This is a genomic window from Spirillospora sp. NPDC127506 (assembly GCF_040302145.1).
Lineage (GTDB): Bacteria > Actinomycetota > Actinomycetes > Streptosporangiales > Streptosporangiaceae > Spirillospora.
Window position 1 is genome coordinate 17,572 of sequence record NZ_JBEORG010000010.1, and the last position, 18,653, is coordinate 36,224.

An 18,653-nucleotide genomic window follows, 5' to 3' on the forward strand; every position below is an offset into this window, starting at 1 on the left:
GCATGGACGTATGAACACGAGCGGGGATCTCAGGGTTTCGGACGCCGAGCGCGAACCGGTCATCCAGCGGCTGCAGGACGCGTACGCCGAGGGGCGGCTCGACGAGGACGAGTTCGACATGCGCGTGCAACTGGCCATCACCGCCAAGACGCGCAACGACCTGGGCGGCGTCATCCGCGACCTGGAGCCGGTGCGCCGGGAGCGGTTCGCCCCCGCCCCCGTCGCCTCCGAGACCGGCGAGGACCGGATGCTCGCCGCCGCGGCGCACGCGGTCGCGGTGCCGACGCTGTTCGTCGGGCCGCTCGTGCTGATGCTGGTGAGCGGCAAGCGGTCCGAGTACGTCCGGCGGCACGCGGCCGAGGCGGTGAACTTCCAGGTGACGCTGCTCCTGCTCACGATCGTCACGTTCGGGATCGGCGGCGTCGTGTACGCGGTCGCGTGGATCCTGTCGGCGATCGCGGCGGTGTTCGCGCTGACCGGCCAGACGTTCCGCTACCCGTGGATCCTGCGCCTGGTGAGGTGAGGCCGCCCGCTCCGCGCGGCGCGGGCGCGAGTGAAGCGCCCCGGCGGGTTTGTCGGCGTACGCCTCCGGGGAAAGGTTGACGTGGCCGCCTTGTAGCGGATCTGTCGCCTCCAGGAGACGAAACGACGCCGATGTGTACGCTCGTGGGTTTATTCCCCTCCCTACCTGTGACTCCTGCAACGTCCGAATTACGTGGACCGTGCATAGGATGATCGATTAACTGTGTCCGGGAGGGGCAGATGACGGAGCTTGCGGTCAAGGGCGATCACCAGCGCGCGGTCGAGGCGCTGAGGCGGTCCTACGAGGCGATCCCGGCGGGCACGCCGGTCCGGCTGGCGAAGCGGACCTCGAACCTGTTCCGGTGGCGCGACCCGTCGCAGGCGCCCGGCCTGGACGTGTCCGGGTTCGACAAGGTGCTGAGCGTCGACCCCGCCGAGCGCACCGCGCAGGTCCAGGGCATGACGACCTACGAGGACCTCGTCGACGCGACGCTGCCGCACGGGCTGATGCCGACGGTCGTCCCGCAGCTGAAGACGATCACCCTGGGCGGGGCGGTGACGGGGCTCGGCATCGAGTCGACGTCGTTCCGGGACGGGCTGCCGCACGAGGGCGTCCTGGAGATGGAGGTCCTCACCGGGAACGGCGAGATCGTCACGGCGACGCGCGACAACGAGCACGCCGACCTGTTCTACGGCTTCCCGAACTCCTACGGGACGCTCGGCTACACGCTGCGGCTGAAGATCGAGCTGCGCCCGGTCAGCCCGTACGTCCGGCTCCGGCACCTGCGGTTCGCCGACGCGGTCGAGCTGGCGAAGGCGATGGGCGAGATCACCGAGTCGGGGACGTTCGAGGGCGAGTCCGTCGACTTCATGGACGGGACGGTCTTCAGCGCCGGCGAGCAGTACATCACCCTCGGCTTCTTCGCCGACTCGGCCCCCTACACGTCCGACTACACGGGCCAGCAGATCTACTACCGGTCGATCCGGCAGCGGGCGGTCGACTTCCTGACCGTCCGCGACTACATCTGGCGCTGGGACACCGACTGGTTCTGGTGCTCGGGCGCGTTCGGCGTGCAGAACCCGGCCGTCCGGCGGCTGTGGCCCGACAGGTACAAGCGCTCGGACGTGTACCGCAAGCTCGTCGCCTACGACCGCCGCTTCCACATCGTCGCGCGCGCGGAGCGCTGGCGGGGGCTGCGCCCCCGCGAGGACGTCATCCAGGACATCGAGGTGCCGGTCGAGCGACTGCCCGAGTTCCTGGAGTTCTTCCACGACAAGATCGGGATGAGCCCGATCTGGCTGTGCCCGCTCCGCGCGAAGGAGCGGTGGCCGCTGTACCCGCTGGACGTCGGCCGCACGTACGTGAACGCGGGCTTCTGGGGAACGGTCCGGATCCCGCCCGGCCAGATCCCCGAGTACCACAACCGGCTCATCGAGCGCAAGGTCGCGGCGCTCGACGGGCACAAGTCGCTCTACTCCACGGCCTTCTACGGCCGGGACGAGTTCTGGCGCTACTACGACGGCGAGACCTACCGGCGGCTCAAGGGCCGGTACGACCCCGGCGAGCGGCTGCTCGACCTCTACGACAAGTGCGTGCGCGGGCGCTGACCATGCGGCCGCGGTATCGGGGGAGCCCAACGGGCCGGCCAGCGCCGGCCCGGGCGGAGAGACAGGAGGGAACAAGATGACGCTGGCCAGGGTCTTCGAGCGGCTCGCCGGGGCTGAGGCGCCAGTGGAGTTCACGGCGTACGACGGATCGCGGGCGGGGGTGCCCGGCGCCGACATCCGGTTCGAGGTCCGTTCGCCGTACGCGGTGTCGTACCTGCTGCACTCGCCGGGTGCGCTGGGCCTCGCCCGCGCCTACGTCACGGGCATGATCGACGTCGACGGCGACATGATCGAGGCGCTGACGACGATGCAGCAGGTGCTGAGCGATGTGACGCCGCGCGACAAGGCGCGCATCGTCGCCGCGGTGCTCGGCGACCCGCTGCTGCGCGGTGCGATCTCCCGCCGGCTGGACCCGCCGCCGCAGGAGGCGCCGTTCAGCCGCATCCCGTCGTGGCTGCGGCACACCAAGCGCCGGGACGCGCGGGCGATCTCCCACCACTACGACGTGTCCAACACCTTCTACGAGTGGGTCCTCGGCCCCTCCATGGCGTACACGTGCGCGTGCTACCCGCGCGAGGACGCGACGCTGGAGGAGGCCCAGTACAACAAGCACGACTTGGTCGCGAAGAAGATCGCGCTGAAGCCGGGGATGCGCCTGCTGGACGTGGGCTGCGGCTGGGGCGGCATGGTGATGCACGCCGCGAAGGAGTACGGGGTCAAGGCGCTCGGCGTCACGCTGTCCAAGCAGCAGGCCGAGTGGGCGCAGAAGGCGATCGCCGATCGCGGCCTGTCCGACCTCGCCGAGGTCCGGCACATGGACTACCGGGACGTGACCGAGACCGGCTTCGACGCGATCAGCTCCATCGGGCTCACCGAGCACATCGGCAAGGCCAACCTCCCGTCCTACTTCTCGTTCCTGTACGGGAAGCTGCGCAAGGGCGGGCGGATGCTGAACCACACCATCACGCGCCCGGACAACACGGTCCCGTCCCGCAAGGAGAACGGGTTCATCAACCGGTACGTGTTCCCGGACGGCGAGCTGGAGGGTCCCGGCTACGTCCAGTCGGCGATGAACGACGCGGGCTTCGAGATCCGGCACCAGGAGAACCTGCGCGAGCACTACGCCCGCACGCTCACCGCCTGGTGCAGGAACCTCGACGAGCACTGGGACGAGGCCGTCGCCGAGGTCGGCGAGGGCACCGCCCGCGTGTGGCGCGTCTACATGGCGGGCTGCGTGCTCGGCTTCAACCAGAACTGGATCCAGCTGCACCAGACGCTCGGCGTGAAGCTGCACGACGACGGCACCAGCAACATGCCGCTGCGCCCCGACTGGGGTTCGTGACGGCGGAGCCGCTCCCGCAGCGAGGACGAGCCGGCCGGGGACCCCGGCCGGCTCGTCGCCGTCCGGCGCCCCGACGGCGTCCCGGTCCCGCGCTTCCCGAACTGGCCCGCCGCCGGTCAACTTTCGTCCTGGCCCGATATCGCCGCAGGTCAGCCTGGGTAGGTCATGATCACGACCAGCGAGCTCGGGGACGGGAGGCCATGCACATCCGGTCCCCGGTCAAGCCGATGCAGGCGGCCGCGGTCGAGCGCGTCCCGCCGCCGCGGGCGTGCCCCGGCGGCTGCCGCTACGAGCCGAAGTTCGACGGGTTCCGCGCGGTCGCGATGGTGGACGAGGCCGGCGCCGTGCGCCTGTGGTCGCGCCGCGGGGCCGCCTTCAACGAGGCGTTCCCCGAGATCGCGGCGGCCGTCCGCGAGCGGGTCCCGCCCGGCACGGTCGTCGACGGCGAGATCGTCCGCTGGGGGCCGGACGGGCGCCTGGACTTCGGCGCGCTGCAGCGCAGGCACGTCGCGGGGCGGCGCCGCAACGACCTCGCCCGCACCGAACCCTGCCACTACGTCGTCTTCGACGTCCTCGAAGCGGACGGCGCCGACCTGCGCCCGAAGCCGCTGCGCGAACGCCGCGCCGTGCTGGAGGCGCTGCTCGGCGGCGACGACCCCGGCGCGCGCGTCGTCGTCACGCCGCAGACGTCCGACCTCGAGGAGGCGCTGCTCTGGTTCGACGCGCTCGCCGCCCAGGGCATCGAGGGCCTGGTCGTGAAGGACGCCGGCGGCCCCTACCTGGAGGGCCGGCGCCGCTGGTGGAAGGTCAAGCGGCGCGTCACCGCCGAGGCGGTCGTCGGCGGGGTGACCGGCACGCTCCGGGCGCCCGAGTCGCTGATCCTCGGCCGCTACGACGCGGAGGGCCGGCTCCGCGTCGTCGCGCGGACGACCCCGCTGGCGCCGTCCGCCCGGACCGGCCTGGCCGCCGTCCTCCGGCACGCCGGGCCGGACCACCCGTGGCCGCCGGAGCTGCCCGCCGGGTTCGCCGGCGGGGTGTACGGGGCGCACCCGCCGATCCGCTACGTGCGGACCGAGCCGGAGGTCGTCGTCGAGTTCAGCGGGGACGCCGCCGTGGAGGGCGGCCGCTGGCGGCACCCCGTCCGCTACGTCCGCATCCGGACGGACCTGCCGCCGGCGCGGGTGCCGCGGTTCGGCGAACCGCCCTGACCATGGACGCGCCGCCCCGCCGGTGGTAGGCAGGCACTGATGGGCCGGGTGTCGCGGCCCGGAGAGCGCGGAGGTCCTCATGGACTACGACTACGTCATCGTCGGCGCCGGATCCGCGGGCTGCGCCCTGGCCGCGCGGCTGTCGGAGGACCCGTCCGTCACCGTCGCCCTCCTGGAGGCGGGCGGCCCGGACGACAAGAGCGAGATCCACGTCCCGGCGGCGTTCGCCAAGCTCTTCAAGACCGAGTACGACTGGGACTTCACCACCGCCAAGCAGACCGAGCTGGACGACCGCGAGCTGTACTGGCCGCGCGGCCGGATGCTCGGCGGCTCGTCCTCGATGAACGCGATGATGTGGGTGCGCGGCCACGCCGCCGACTACGACGGCTGGGACGTGCCCGGCTGGTCGTACGCCGACGTCGAGCCGTACTTCAAGCGGGCCGAGGGCCGCGTCGGCAGCAACGAGGGCGGCGTCTACGGGACGTCCGGCCCCGTCACGATCTCCGAGCAGCGCAGCCCGAACGAGGCGACCCGCGCGTTCCTCGCCGCCTGCGAGGCCGCCGGCCTGACCCGGCTGCCCGAGCTGAACGGGCCGTCGAACGAGGGGTACGCGCAGACCCCGGTCAGCCAGCGGCGCGGCCGGCGGTGCAGCACCGCCGACGCGTACCTGCGCCCCGCGCGCAAGCGCGCCAACCTCACGGTCGTCACGGGCGCGCAGGTGTCACGGGTGCTGATCGAGGACGGGCGCGCCACCGGCGTCGAGTACGGCGGCGAGCGCGTCGCCGCCCGCCGCGAGGTGATCCTGTCGGCGGGCGCGATCGGGTCCCCGCACCTGCTGATGCTCTCCGGCGTCGGCGACCCCGACCACCTGCGCGAGGTCGGCGTCGAGACCGTCCTGGAGCGGCCCGAGGTCGGCCGGCACCTGCAGGACCACCTGTCGTCCGGCGTCGTGCGGCACTGCCCGAAGAAGGTCACGCTCACCGGCGCCGAGTCGCTGCCGAACATCGCCCGCTACCTGCTCGCCCGGCGCGGCCCGTTCACCTCGAACGTCGGCGAGGCGGTCGCCTTCATCCGCAGCGACCCCGCGCAGCCCGCGCCCGACCTCGAACTGATCTTCGCGCCCGCCCCGTACGTCGCGCACGGCCTCACCCCGCCGACCGAGCACGGCGTGACGCTCGGCGTCGTGCTGCTGCGGCCCGAGTCGGCCGGGCGCATCACGCTCACGTCCGCCGACCCGTCGGCGCCGCCGTTGATCGACCCGGGCTACCTGACCGGCGAGAGCGACCTGCGCCGCCTCGTCCACGGGCTCCGGTACGCCGACGAGCTGCTCTGCGGCGAGGCCCTCAAGCCGTACGTCGGCGAGCCGATGGACCCGTACGTCGGCCCGGACGACGACGAGGCCCTCGCCCGGTACGTCCGGGCCCACTCGGAGACGCTGTACCACCCCACCGGCACCTGCCGCATGGGCACCGACGACGACGCCGTCGTCGACCCGGACCTCCGCGTCCGCGGCGTCGACGCCCTCCGCGTCGCGGACGTCTCCGTCCTCCCGGAGATCACCCGCGGCCACACCAACGCGCCCGCCATCATGATCGGCGAGCGCGCCGCCGACCTGATCAAGCAGGGGACCTGACCGGAGCCGCCTCAGGACAGCCAGTCGAGGACGCGGGTCGGGACTCTCCTTCCGAGGAGTTTCGGAACGGCGTTCCGTCGGTCTGTTCGTGTTCGGCCGCTCGGGTGCCGTCCGGGCCGTCAGCGGCGCCGCAGGGACGGGTCGAGGAGCGCCGGCGGGGTGGCGTACTTCTCGTGCGCGGCGAGGTCGGTGCCGGGGGCCACGATCGCGTCGACCGCGTCGAGGACGTCGGCGGGCAGGACGGTGTCGGCCGGTCAGCGCAGCCAGGTGAGGATGCGGGCGTTCACGTCCTGCGGGGCGTCGAGCTGGAGGAAGTGCCCGGCGCCCGGGACCCGCTCGGCGCGCGAGCCGGGCGGGAGGGCCGCCCGGACGGCGTCGAGGTCGACGACGTCCGCGCCCAGGCAGCCGTCCTGCGCGCCGTGCAGGTAGAGGACGGGCAACTCGCCGGCGGTGGAGGCCGCCGCCTGCTCGGCCGCGTACCGCTCGATGTGCCGGGACGGGTCGAGCATGGCGCGGTAGTACCCGATCGCCGCCTCGACGTTGGCGGGCGCGGCGAGGCAGTCCATGGCGTGGTCGACGTCGGCGGTGCGGTCGCGGCCGTCCGCCGGCGACCAGTCGCGCCACAAGCCCTCGACGAAGGCGCGGTCCAGCGCGGCCTCGGCCAGCGGCGTCTGGAAGACGAAGATGTAGAACGACCGCTTGAGCTGCTCGTAGTCGAAGAACGCGGTCCCCATCACCGACACGGGCGGGACTGACATGGCGACGACCCTCCGCCACCGCTCCGGTGCGGCGTTCGCGGCGCCGTAGGCGGTGAAGGCGCCCCAGTCGTGGCCGATGAGGACGGCGTCGGGGCCGCCGCCGAGCGCCTCGTGCAGGGCGACGGCGTCGGCGGCGAGGGCGCCGGTCTGGAAGGCGCCGTCCTGCGGGACGGACGTGGGCGCGTAGCCGCGCATGAACGGGGCGACGGCGCGGTATCCGGCGGCGGCGAGCTCCGGCATGAGGTGCCGCCAGGTGTGCGCCGAGTCGGGGAAGCCGTGCAGGAGGAGCGCGAGGGGGCCGTCCGCGGGGCCCGCGGAGAGGTATCCGAAGTCGAGCCCGTTCGCCGTGACGGATCCGGGGGTGATGTCGCTCATGTCCAGCCTCCTCGGGTTGCGGCGCACGCTACCCGGCGGCCGGCCGGGCGCGGCAGCCAGGGTCGGTTAACCTTCGGATATCGGTGTATGACTAGCTATTTACAGCGGATTCCGTGCTCACTTAGCATCGAGACGACTGGATCGATCGCACTGAGGGAAGCGTGATGACGGAGCCGGACGTGACCAGCCAGCAGCACGACGCGATGCAGAGGGCGGCGCGCGACCATCTGTGGATGCACTTCGCGCGCCACTCGGGGTCCCAGGGCGGCGCCGAGATTCCCATGATCGTCCGGGGGGACGGTCCCTACGTGTACGACTCCGCCGGCCGCCGCTACCTGGACGGGCTGTCCGGGCTGTTCACCGTCCAGGCCGGGCACGGCCGCGAGGAGCTGGCGCAGGCCGCCGCCAAGCAGGCCGCCGAGCTGGCCTACTTCCCGATCTGGTCGTACGCGCACCCGAAGGCGGTGGAGCTGGCCGAGCGGCTCGCCGCGCTCGCGCCCCGCGGCCTGGACCGCGTCTTCTTCACCACCGGCGGCGGGGACGCCGTCGAGAGCGCGTGGAAGCTCGCCAAGCAGTACTTCAAGATGACCGGCCGGCCCACCAAGCACAAGGTGATCAGCCGCGCGGTCGCCTACCACGGCACCCCGCACGGCGCCCTGTCGCTGACCGGGCTCCCCGAGCTGAAGGCCCCGTACGAGCCGCTCGTGCCGAGCGCGTTCCGGGTGCCGAACACCAACATCTACCGGGCCGCCGAGCACGGCGACGACCCCGAGGCGTTCGGCCGGTGGGCCGCCGACCGGATCGAGGAGGCCATCGAGTTCGAGGGCGCCGACACCGTCGCGGCCGTGTTCCTGGAGCCGGTGCAGAACGCCGGCGGCTGCTTCCCGCCGCCGCCCGGGTACTTCGAGCGCGTCCGGGAGATCTGCGACCGGCACGACGTCCTGCTGGTGTCGGACGAGGTGATCTGCGCGTTCGGCCGCCTCGGCACGATGTTCGGCGCGCAGCGCTTCGGCTACACGCCCGACATCATCACCTTCGCCAAGGGCGTGACGTCCGGGTACGCGCCGCTCGGCGGCATGCTCGTCGCCGACCGCCTCTTCGAGCCGTTCCGGCACGGCACGGAGATGTTCGCGCACGGCTACACCTTCGGCGGCCACCCGGTGGCGGCGGCCGTGGCGCTGGCCAACCTCGACCTGTTCGAGCGCGAGGACCTGAACGGCCACGTCATGCGCAACCGGGACGCGTTCCGCGGCACGCTGGAGCGCCTCCTCGACCTGCCGATCGTCGGGGACGTCCGCGGCGACGGCTACTTCTACGGCATCGAGCTGGTGAAGGACAAGGACACCCGGGAGACGTTCGACGACGACGAGTGCGAGCGCCTGCTGCGCGGGTTCCTCGACAAGGCGCTCTACGAGGCCGGCCTGTACTGCCGCGCCGACGACCGCGGCGACCCCGTCGTCCAGCTGGCGCCCCCGCTGGTGTGCGACCAGGGGCACTTCGACGAGATCGAGCAGATCCTCCGCTCCGTCCTGACGGAGGCGTGGGCGCGGATGTGACCGGTACGCCGGGTCCGGGGCGCGCGCCCCGGGCCCGGCGCGGCTAATGTGAGGCGGGTCACCGCCTCGATAAGTGTGCACATACAGCTTTACTCTGAGAGGCTACATGTAAACCGAATCAGGTTCGGAAACGATGGGTGGTGGGCGCGTGCTCAAGGTCGAGGACATCAACCTGACGGACTGGGACTTCTGGCGGCGGCCGCACGAGTACCGGCACGAGGCGTTCAAGGCCCTCCGGTCCCACTCGCGGCTGGTCCACTTCGAGGAGCCCGACATCGTCATCGCGCCGCAGGGGCCCGGCTACTACGCGCTGACCCGGCACGCCGACATCGTCGAGGCGTCCCGCCGCGCCGAGGACTTCTGCTCGGGCAAGGGCGCCATCAGCATCCCGGACATGCCCGGCGACATGCACGAGTACTTCGGCTCCATGATCAGCATGGACGACCCCCGGCACGCCAAGATCCGGCGGATCGTGTCCCGGGCGTTCTCCCCGCGCATGATCCAGCGGTTCGAGGACCGGGTCGAGGCCGTCGCCGCCGAGATCGTGGCGAACGTGGCCGCCGGCGGCGGCACCGGCGACTTCGTCTCCGACGTCGCCGCGCGGCTCCCGCTGCGGATCATCTGCGACATGATGGGCATCGGCGAGGAGCACTACACGACCGTCCTGGACGCCACCAACGTCATCCTCGCCGGCAACGACGCGGAGTTCCTCCCGTCCGACAACGCCGAGGAGATGGCGATGGCGCTGCTCGGCGCCGGCGAGACGCTCAAGGGCATCGTCGAGGACCTCGGCCGCAAGCGCCGCGAGGACCCCACCGACGACCTGACGTCCGCACTGGTGAACGCCAACGTCGACGGCGAGTCGCTCAGCGACCAGGAGCTCGGCTCGTTCTTCATCCTGCTGGTCGTCGCCGGCAACGAGACCACCCGCAACGCCATCGCGCACGGCCTCGACCTGTTCACCCGCCACCCCGACCAGCGGGCGCTGCTCACCGCCGACTTCGAGAACCGCATCGCGGGCGCGATCGAGGAGATCGTCCGGTACGTGTCGCCGGTCATCTGGATGCGCCGCACCGCCACCCGCGACACCATGCTCAACGAGCACGAGATCAAGGAGGGCGACAAGCTCGTCCTCTACTACTGGTCCGGCAACCGCGACGAGTCGGTGTTCAAGGACCCGGAGAAGTTCGACATCCTGCGCGACCCGAACCCGCACGTCGGGTTCGGCGGGCCCGGGCCGCACTTCTGCCTCGGCGCGCACCTGGCCCGGCGCGAGATCACCGTGATGTTCCGCGAGCTGCTGCGGCGGACGCCGGACATCCGCGCATCGGCCGAGCCGGACCGGCTGGAGTCCAACTTCATCAACGGGATCAAGCGCCTGCCCTACACGATCTGACCCAGGCCGTCCTCACCAGGGCACGGGGCCGTCCTCGGAGATGAACGCGCCCGTCGGGCCGTCGTCGCCGAGGACGGCCGCTCCGGCGATCACCGCCGCGCCCTGCGCCGGCGTCCGCGTCCCGGTGTGCCCGTTGAGGTCGGTGGCGCAGAACCCGGGCGCGACCGAGTTCACCTTGACCGGAGTGCCGGCCAGCTCCCCCGCGTAGGCGACGGTCAGCGCGTTCAGCGCCGTCTTGGACGTGTTGTAGGGCAGCAGGTTCGGCCGCGGCGGAGTCGACGGATCGGTCGTCAGCGAGCCGAGGTTGCTGGAGACGTTGACGATCCGCCCCGCGGGGGAGCGGCGCAGCAGCGGCAGCATGGCGTTGGTGACGGCGACGACCCCGACCACGTTCGTCTCCAGCGCCATCCGGACGAGATCGGGCGACACGCTGCTCGGCGGGGGCGACGACGCCGGGTCCGACGCGTCCGTCGGCGTGATCCCCGCGTTGTTGACGAGGACGTCGAGGCGGCCGTGCTCGGCCTCGATCCGCTTCGCGGCGGCCTCGACGGACGCCGCGTCGGTCACGTCCAGGTGGACGAACCGGGCGTCGAGCCCCTCCTCCGCCAGCGTCGCGGCGGCCTTCTCGCCGAGATCCGCCGAACGCGCCCCGACCAGGACGGTCATGCCCTCCCGGCCGAGGATCCGTGCCGTCTCGAAACCGAGCCCCTTGTTGGCTCCGGTGATGAGCGCGATTTGTGCAGTCATGCCTCCAGCCTGCGCGGCGGCCGCCCCGCGGAGGAGAGACCGGCCGAGGCTGGGATCGGCCGTACCACCCTGAGCCTGGCGGCGGCCGCGGGCGTCGGACATGCTGGAAGGCATGGACAGGCAGGAGATGGCGTCGTTCCTGCGCTCCCGCCGCGCCCGCATCCGGCCCACCGACGTCGGGCTCCCGGGCGGGACGCGCCGGCGCACCCCCGGCCTGCGCCGGGAGGAGGTCGCCCAGCTGGCCGGCATGTCGGTCGACTACTACATCCGGCTGGAGCAGGGGCGCGGGCCCCACCCGTCACGGCAGATCCTCAGCGCGCTGGCGCGGGCGCTGAGGCTGAGCGACGACGAGCGCGGGCACCTCTACAACCTGGCCGGCGAGCCTCCGGAACCGCCGAGCGGCCCCTCCCAGGACGTCCCGCCCGGCATCCTGCACCTGCTCGAACGGCTGGACGACACGCCCGCCTACGTGCTGAACGCCCGCCAGGACATCCTCGCCTGGAACCCGCTCGCCGCCGCGCTCATGACCGACTTCGCGGCGCTGGCGCCCCGCGACCGCAACGTCGTCCGCTGGCTGTTCACCGGCACGGCCATCGAGCGGTACGGCGCCGACGAGTACGTCACCCGGCTCGCCCGCGAGCTGGTCGCCGACCTGCGGGCCTCGTCCGGCCGCTACCCCGGCGACCCCGGCATCGCCGAGCTGGTCGCCGAGGTGTCCGCGCGCAGCGCGCTGTTCGCGCGGCTCTGGGCCGAGGGCGAGGTCGGGATCAGGCGCGGCGGCCGCAAGCGGATGGTCCACCCGGTCGTCGGCGAGCTGGACATGCACTGCGACGTCCTGTACGTGCCGGAACGCGACCAGCGGGTCGTGCTGTACACGGCCGCGCCCGGCACGCCGTCCTACGAGGCGCTGAAGCTGCTGCGCGTCGTCGGGATCCAGGACCTCAGCGTCCGCTGAGGCCCCGGGCCGCGGGCGCTCAGCGCAGCTCGCGCTTGAGGATCTTGCCGGTGGCGGTCATCGGCAGCTCGTCGCGGAACTCGACGATCCGCGGGTACTTGTAGTTCGCGAACTGCTCCTTGCCCCACGCGATCAGCTCGTCCTCGGTCACGGTGGCGCCCGGCGTCCGGATCACGTACGCCTTGATCTCCTCGCCGTGCGAGGGGTGCTCCACGCCCACGACCGCGGCCAGCGACACCTCCGGGTGCGTCATCAGGACCTCTTCGAGCTCCCGCGGGTACACGTTGTACCCGCCGCGGATGATCATGTCCTTGGAGCGGTCGATGATGTAGTAGTAGCCGTCCTCGTCGCGGCGGGCCACGTCGCCGGTGCGGAACCAGCCGTCCCTGATCGCGGCCTCGGTCGCCTCGGGCCGCTTGTAGTAGCCCTTCATGACGTTGTGCCCGCGGATGGCGATCTCGCCGGGCCCCTCGCCCTCGATCTCCTTCCACTCGTCGTCGATCAGCTTCATCTCCACGCCCCAGACGGGCAGGCCGATCGAGCCGGGCTTGGTCGGGCGGTCCGGGCGGTTGAACGACGCCACCGGCGAGGTCTCCGAGAGGCCGTAGCCCTCCAGCACGTCCACGTCGAACTTGTTCTTGATCCCCTTGAGGACCTCCATCGGCAGCGCCGACCCGCCCGACACCGCGACCCGCAGGTTCTCCTTGATCGCCGCGACGTCCTCGGCGGACGTGTCGTCGGTCAGCAGCCCCCAGTACATCGTCGGGACCCCCGCGAAGATGTTCACCTTCTCCTTCACCATCAGCTCGACCGCCTGCTTGGCGTCGAACCGCGGCTGCATGACGAGCGTCCCGCGCCGGTAGAAGCCGACGTTCATCACGCACGTCTGCCCGAAGATGTGGAACAGCGGCAGCGTCACCAGCGACGTGTCGTGCAGCGTCCGGTGGAAGAGCGTGTCGTCCACCATCGTGTTCGACAGCAGGTTGCTGTGCGTGAGCTCCGCGCCCTTCGGCTGGCCCGTCGTCCCGCTCGTGTAGATGATGACGGCGGTGTCGTCCGGGCTGGTCTCCGCGCTGTCGAAGGTGCCCGGCTGCCCGGCGAGCGCGGCCCAGAACAGCTCCGCGCCCTCGACCGGGGACTCGGTCGCCGCGGGGTTCGCGGGCAGCAGGAAGAAGTGCTCGCAGCCCTCGGTCTGCGCGAAGCCGGCGTGGCCCATCTCGCCGAGCGGCAGCTCCGGCGTCCCCTCGAAGCAGAAGAACGCCTTCGCGTCCGAGTCGCCCAGGTGGTAGGCGATCTCCCGCGGCTTGAGCAGGACGTTCAGCGGGACGACCACCGCGCCCGCCTTGAGCACCCCGAAGTACACCATCGGGAAGTAGGGGAGGTTCGGGCTGGACAGCGCCACCTTGTCGCCCGGTCCGATGCCGCGCGACCGGAGCAGGTTCGCGACCTGGTTCGCGACCGAGTCGATGAACGCGTAGGAGAGACGGAGGTCGCCGAACACCACGGCGTCCCGCTCGGGCGTCTCCCTGGCGGCGTCCTCCAGCAGCACGGACAGGTTGAGCATGGCACTCCTCGCGCGAAAGGTGACCGGCCGGTTAGTTACCGCCGAGTCTACGAACGGTTCCGCACATCCTGCCGTCCGGGGGCGTGCGAAAGCCACCCTTTCCTGCGCTTTGACGTGCTGTTTCGGATCACCCGCAGGCCCCGGGCGCGGCATGCCGGGGCGCCGGGGCGCCAAGTACCCGCGCGAGGGCTTGCGGCTGCGGTATTCTTGAGGTATGTCGGCAAGGCTGCTCCTCGAACGACCACGTTGACGCACTGACGTCAGCGTGGTGGCCCCTCCTTTGCGAGGGGTCCTTTCATGTCGGCGGACGGCCCACGACCGAAGCACTGATCCGAGAGAGCACGAAGCGGAGTCTGTAAGCGTGAGCAGCGACGAGCAGTACGACCCACGGGCAGTTCAGGACAAGTGGCAGGCCCGCTGGGCGGAGCTCGACCCGTTCGCGGCCGATGAGAAGGACACCGGCACCGAGCGGCGCTACGCGCTGGACATGTTCCCCTACCCCAGCGGCGACCTGCACATGGGGCACGCGGAGGCGTTCGCCATCGGCGACGTGCCCGCGCGCTACTGGTTCCAGCGCGGCTACAACGTCCTGCACCCCATCGGCTGGGACTCCTTCGGCCTGCCCGCGGAGAACGCCGCCATCAAGCACGACTCGCACCCCGCCGAGTGGACGTACGCCAACATCGAGACGCAGGCGGCGTCCTTCCAGCGGTACGCGCCGTCGTTCGACTGGTCGCGGCGCCTGCACACCTCCGACCCCGAGTACTACAAGTGGACGCAGTGGCTGTTCCTGCGCTTCTACGAGCGGGGCCTGGCCTACCGCAAGGGCGGCCACGTCAACTGGTGCCCCAAGGACCAGACCGTCCTGGCCAACGAGCAGGTCGTCGGCGGGCACTGCGAGCGCTGCGGCGCGCTGGTCGAGAAGCGCGTGCTGACCCAGTGGTACTTCAAGATCACCGAGTACGCCGACCGGCTGCTGGACGACATGCGGCAGCTGGAGGGCAAGTGGCCCGAGCGCGTCCTGCTGATGCAGCGCAACTGGATCGGCCGCTCCACCGGAGCCGACGTCGACTTCGTCATCGAGGGCCGCGACGAGCCCGTCACCGTCTACACCACCCGGCCCGACACCCTGTTCGGCGCGACGTTCATGGTCGTCGCCGCCGACGCGCCGCTGGCCGAGGAGATCTGCCACCCCGACCACCGCGCCGCGTTCGAGGCGTACCGCGAGGAGGTCTCCCGCGAGAGCGAGATCGAGCGGCTGTCCACCGAGCGCGAGAAGACCGGCGTGTTCCTGGGCCGGTACGCGGTCAACCCGGTCAACGGGGAGCGGCTGCCCGTCTGGGCGTCCGACTACGTGCTGGCCGAGTACGGGCACGGCGCGATCATGGCGGTGCCGGCGCACGACCAGCGCGACCTGGACTTCGCGCTGAAGTTCGGGCTGCCCGTCCGCGTCGTCGTCGAGACCGGGCTGCCCGACCCCGCCGAGACCGGCGTCGCCACCCCCGGCGACGGCGCGATCGTCAACTCCGGGCCGATCGACGGGCTGGGCAAGGCCGACGGCATCGCCCGCATCACCGAGATCCTGGAGGAGCGCGGCACCGGCCGCGCCTCGGTCAACTTCCGGCTGCGCGATTGGCTGGTCTCGCGGCAGCGCTTCTGGGGCTGCCCGATCCCGATCGTGCACTGCGAGGCGTGCGGCGAGGTCCCCGTCCCGGACGAGCAGCTGCCGGTGCGGCTGCCCGAGGGCCTGCGCGGCGCCGACCTGGCGCCCAAGGGCACCTCGCCGCTGGCCGCCGCGACCGACTGGGTGAACACCGAGTGCCCCAAGTGCGGCGGCGCCGCCAAGCGCGACACCGACACCATGGACACGTTCGTCGACTCGTCCTGGTACTACTTCCGCTACTGCTCGCCCGACTACGAGGAGGGCCCGTTCGACGTCGAGCGGGTCCGCCGCTGGATGCCCGTCGACCAGTACACCGGCGGCGTCGAGCACGCCATCCTGCACCTGCTGTACAGCCGGTTCTTCACCAAGGTCCTGTACGACATGGGCATGGTCGACTTCACCGAGCCCTTCACCCGGCTGCTGAACCAGGGCCAGGTGATCAACCAGGGCAAGGCGATGTCGAAGTCGCTGGGCAACGGCGTCGACCTGGGCGAGCAGATCGCCGAGTTCGGGGTGGACGTCGTCCGGCTGGCGATCCTGTTCTCCGGCCCGCCCGAGGACGACATCGACTGGGCCGACGTGTCCCCGCACGGCATGGCGAAGTTCCTGTCCCGCGTCCACCGCATCGCCACCGAGGTGGCCTCGCCCCCGGGCGTCACCGGCGGCGACACCGGCCTGCGCCGCGTCATCGCCCGCACCATCGACGAGGTCACCAACCTGGTCGAGACGGGGCGCTTCAACGTCGCCATCGCGCGGATCATGGAGCTGGTCACCGCGACCCGCAAGGCCATCGACTCCGGCCCCGGCGCCGCCGACCCGGCCGTCCGCGAGGCCGCGGAGACGATCGCGATCCTGCTGTCGCTGTTCGCGCCCTACACCGCCGAGGAGGCGTGGGAGCTGCTGGGCGGCACCGCCCCGGTCGTCCGCGCCGGCTGGCCCTCCGCCGACCCGGCCCTGCTGGTGGAGGAGTCGGTCACCTGCGTGGTCCAGGTGGCGGGGAAGGTCCGCGACCGGCTGGAGGTCCCGCCGGGCATCGGCGACGAGGAGCTGGAGCGGCGGGCGCTGGCGTCCGCGAAGGTCCAGGACGCCCTGGGCGGCGCGGAGATCGCCAAGATCATCGTCCGCGCCCCCAAGATCGTCAACATCGTGCCGAAACGCTGACCGCCCCGCGCCCCGGCCCCCGGGGCGCAGGCCGGTCACCGGCCGCGGCCGCCGAGCGCCGGCGACGAGGCCGGTGGCTTCGCGGCGTCAGGGCATGCCGAGGGCCGCCGGAGTCGTCGCCGGCGGCCTGCACGGGGTGTCACATCTTGCGGAGAACGGCGACGACGCGGCCCAGGATGGACGCCTCGTCGCCGGGGATCGGCTCGTAGGCCGGGTTCTGCGGCATCAGCCAGATGTGGCCGTCGCGCCGCTTGAAGGTCTTCACCGTGGCCTCGCCGTCGATCATCGCGGCCACGATGTCGCCCTGCTCGGCCACCGGCTGCTGCCGGACGACCACCCAGTCGCCGTCCGCGATCGCGGCCTCGATCATCGAGTCACCGGTGACCTTCAGCAGGAAGTGGGTGCCCTCGCCGACGAGCTGCTTCGGCAGCGTGAACACGTCCTCGACGGCCTCCTCGGCGAGGATCGGGCCACCGGCGGCGATCCGGCCGACGAGGGGCACGTACGCGGGCGCGGGCCGCGCCGCGGACGGCTGGCCCCCCGCCGCCTCGAAGGCCCCCTCGTCGGTGCGCACCGGCGTCGCGCCGGGCACCCGCACCTCGACCGCGCGCGGCCGGTTGGGGTCGCGCCGCAGGAAGCCCTTGCGCTGGAGCGACCGGAGCTGGTGCGACACGCTGGAGGTGCTGGTCAGCCCCACGGCCTCGCCGATCTCGCGCATCGAGGGCGGGTACCCGCGGCGCTGCACGGAGTCGCGGATCACCTCCAGCACCATGCGCTGCCGCTGCGTCAGGCCCGTCTCGTCCATCGGCCCGTCGGGCAGCTCCCGGACCTTGCTCATCGCTCGTCGCCTCCCGGGCGCCTCGATCGGTCACTCCTCGTCATGAACGCTATCGCGTCCCGGCCTAATGATCAAACAATTGTTCGAAGATGTACTCGCTTTTTCCGGCCGTCTCCTGGTAGAACATCGTACAGGCGTTCGATCGAAAATTCATTCGACGTCGAGGAGGGGAGAGATGTCCGGTTCACCGCACAGTGACCGTCCCCCGATCCGCCTGACCCGCCGCGGACGCGCCGTCCTCGTCGGCTTCGCCGCCGCCGTCACGCTCGCCGGCCTGTGGCTCACCGCCGGCCCCGGCGCCTTCGCGGGCTCCCGCGACGGCGGCCGCGGGCCGTCCGGCCCGGCCAGGACCGTGGTGGTGGAGCCCGGCGACACGCTCTGGGGCATCGCCTCGTCCGCCGACCCCGGCGCCGACCCGCGCCTGACCGTCCAGCGCATCCTCGACCTCAACGGCCTGAACGGCGACCCGACCGTCCGCCCCGGCCAGGAGATCCGCCTCCCCGCCGGCTGACCGGCGCGGCGGGGTGTCCGACCAGGCGTTCCGTGACCGCCGCGCACGCCGGGTGACGACACGCCCGGGACGAAATCCGTGACGCGGGAGATGACCTGCGCGGACGTGCCGGATGTGACGCGCGAGGCTCCGGAGCGGGTTGCGAACGCCTGCGCCGAGCCGTACCGTTGACCACAACATCTAGTAGTCACACCGATGTAGTTCCCTATATATGGCGGTTCCATCGGTGCAACTCATTAACGTCAGGGGAGGGGATCGAGCGTGCACTGCCCGTTCTGCCGCAACCCTGACACCAAAGTGATCGACAGCCGTTCCACCGACGACGGCGGCGCCATTCGGCGGCGCCGCTCGTGCGCGGAATGCGGCCGGCGATTCACGACGCAGGAGAATGTCCTCGTGATGGTGGCCAAGCGCAGCGGGGTCACCGAGCCGTTCTCCCGGGAGAAGATCATCGCCGGGGTGCGCAGGGCCTGCCAGGGCCGTCCGGTCGACGAGGATGCGCTCGCGAAGCTGGGGCAGCGGGTCGAAGAGGCGATCAGGTCGTCCGGATCCGCGGAAATCCCCTCGCACGAGGTCGGCCTCGCGATTCTGGGGCCGCTCCGTGAACTCGATGAGGTCGCCTATCTGCGATTCGCCTCGGTCTACCGGAGCTTCGAGTCGCTGGACGACTTCGCCAAGGAGATCGAAGCACTGCGGAAGGCCGGTTCCTCGGGGGAGCCCGGCCCGTCCCGGTAAGGGACGGTTCCGGCACTACCAGCACATTGAAGGCGCCTCCGCGCGGGCATGTCCTGCGCGGCGGCGGAGTTGTTCCTGAAC

15 protein-coding genes are annotated in these 18,653 nt (G+C 71.6%); 11 read left to right on the plus strand and 4 right to left on the minus strand.

Annotation, left to right across the window (positions count from 1 at the left end):
- Positions 1-10 precede the first annotated feature (10 nt).
- From ABTW95_RS12605 to ABTW95_RS12625, 5 genes are all read left to right on the plus strand, one after another.
- Positions 11-523 (plus strand): DUF1707 and DUF4870 domain-containing protein, encoded by a 513-nt coding sequence (locus ABTW95_RS12605; RefSeq protein WP_396450887.1) that lies wholly within the window; start codon positions 11-13, stop codon positions 521-523.
- A gap of 239 nt (positions 524-762) precedes the next feature.
- Positions 763-2,130, plus strand: a complete 1,368-nt coding sequence (locus ABTW95_RS12610; protein WP_396450885.1) for an FAD-binding oxidoreductase — start codon at positions 763-765, stop codon at positions 2,128-2,130.
- A gap of 76 nt (positions 2,131-2,206) precedes the next feature.
- On the plus strand, positions 2,207-3,472 hold the full coding sequence (locus ABTW95_RS12615; RefSeq protein WP_396450883.1) for a class I SAM-dependent methyltransferase: 1,266 nt from the start codon (positions 2,207-2,209) through the stop codon (positions 3,470-3,472).
- Between the two features lie 200 nt (positions 3,473-3,672).
- Positions 3,673-4,680, plus strand: coding sequence for an ATP-dependent DNA ligase (locus ABTW95_RS12620; RefSeq protein WP_500226313.1), 1,008 nt, complete (start codon positions 3,673-3,675; stop codon positions 4,678-4,680).
- 79 nt (positions 4,681-4,759) lie between these two features.
- A complete protein-coding gene (locus ABTW95_RS12625) occupies positions 4,760-6,313 on the plus strand; it encodes a GMC family oxidoreductase (protein WP_500226314.1) in 1,554 nt (517 codons plus the stop codon).
- Between the two features lie 254 nt (positions 6,314-6,567).
- Here the strand turns inward: ABTW95_RS12625 and ABTW95_RS12630 are convergent, their stop codons facing one another.
- Positions 6,568-7,446 (minus strand): alpha/beta fold hydrolase, encoded by an 879-nt coding sequence (locus ABTW95_RS12630; RefSeq protein WP_500226315.1) that lies wholly within the window; start codon positions 7,444-7,446, stop codon positions 6,568-6,570.
- A gap of 164 nt (positions 7,447-7,610) precedes the next feature.
- On the opposite strand from ABTW95_RS12630, the gene ABTW95_RS12635 reads away from it, so the two are divergent.
- Both ABTW95_RS12635 and ABTW95_RS12640 read left to right on the plus strand, forming a co-directional pair.
- Positions 7,611-9,002 carry an aspartate aminotransferase family protein gene (locus ABTW95_RS12635; RefSeq protein WP_396454289.1) on the plus strand — a complete coding sequence of 464 codons (1,392 nt, stop codon included), beginning with the start codon at positions 7,611-7,613 and terminating at the stop codon, positions 9,000-9,002.
- Positions 9,003-9,135: 133 nt separating this feature from the next.
- Positions 9,136-10,398, plus strand: coding sequence for a cytochrome P450 (locus ABTW95_RS12640; RefSeq protein WP_500226316.1), 1,263 nt, complete (start codon positions 9,136-9,138; stop codon positions 10,396-10,398).
- 12 nt (positions 10,399-10,410) lie between these two features.
- Here the strand turns inward: ABTW95_RS12640 and ABTW95_RS12645 are convergent, their stop codons facing one another.
- Positions 10,411-11,145 (minus strand): SDR family oxidoreductase, encoded by a 735-nt coding sequence (locus ABTW95_RS12645; protein ID WP_396449935.1) that lies wholly within the window; start codon positions 11,143-11,145, stop codon positions 10,411-10,413.
- A gap of 112 nt (positions 11,146-11,257) precedes the next feature.
- On the opposite strand from ABTW95_RS12645, the gene ABTW95_RS12650 reads away from it, so the two are divergent.
- Entirely contained in the window at positions 11,258-12,100 is an 843-nt protein-coding gene (locus ABTW95_RS12650; RefSeq protein WP_500226317.1) for a helix-turn-helix transcriptional regulator, read from the plus strand.
- 19 nt (positions 12,101-12,119) lie between these two features.
- Here the strand turns inward: ABTW95_RS12650 and ABTW95_RS12655 are convergent, their stop codons facing one another.
- On the minus strand, positions 12,120-13,664 hold the full coding sequence (locus tag ABTW95_RS12655) for a long-chain-fatty-acid--CoA ligase (protein WP_500226318.1): 1,545 nt from the start codon (positions 13,662-13,664) through the stop codon (positions 12,120-12,122).
- A gap of 361 nt (positions 13,665-14,025) precedes the next feature.
- Here ABTW95_RS12655 and leuS point away from each other — a divergent pair, with 361 nt between their 5' ends.
- Positions 14,026-16,488: a leucine--tRNA ligase gene (gene leuS, locus ABTW95_RS12660; RefSeq protein WP_500226319.1), complete on the plus strand. Its 2,463-nt coding sequence runs from the start codon at positions 14,026-14,028 to the stop codon at positions 16,486-16,488.
- A gap of 139 nt (positions 16,489-16,627) precedes the next feature.
- Here leuS and lexA read toward each other — a convergent pair whose 3' ends face one another.
- Positions 16,628-17,326, minus strand: coding sequence for a transcriptional repressor LexA (gene lexA / locus ABTW95_RS12665; RefSeq protein WP_396449931.1), 699 nt, complete (start codon positions 17,324-17,326; stop codon positions 16,628-16,630).
- Positions 17,327-17,501: 175 nt separating this feature from the next.
- On the opposite strand from lexA, the gene ABTW95_RS12670 reads away from it, so the two are divergent.
- Both ABTW95_RS12670 and nrdR read left to right on the plus strand, forming a co-directional pair.
- Positions 17,502-17,837 (plus strand): LysM peptidoglycan-binding domain-containing protein, encoded by a 336-nt coding sequence (locus ABTW95_RS12670; protein WP_500226320.1) that lies wholly within the window; start codon positions 17,502-17,504, stop codon positions 17,835-17,837.
- Positions 17,838-18,098: 261 nt separating this feature from the next.
- The gene (gene nrdR / locus ABTW95_RS12675; protein ID WP_396449929.1) at positions 18,099-18,572 is read left to right on the plus strand and encodes a transcriptional regulator NrdR; all 474 of its coding nucleotides are present in this window, start codon (positions 18,099-18,101) and stop codon (positions 18,570-18,572) included.
- The last annotated feature ends 81 nt before the right edge of the window (positions 18,573-18,653 follow it).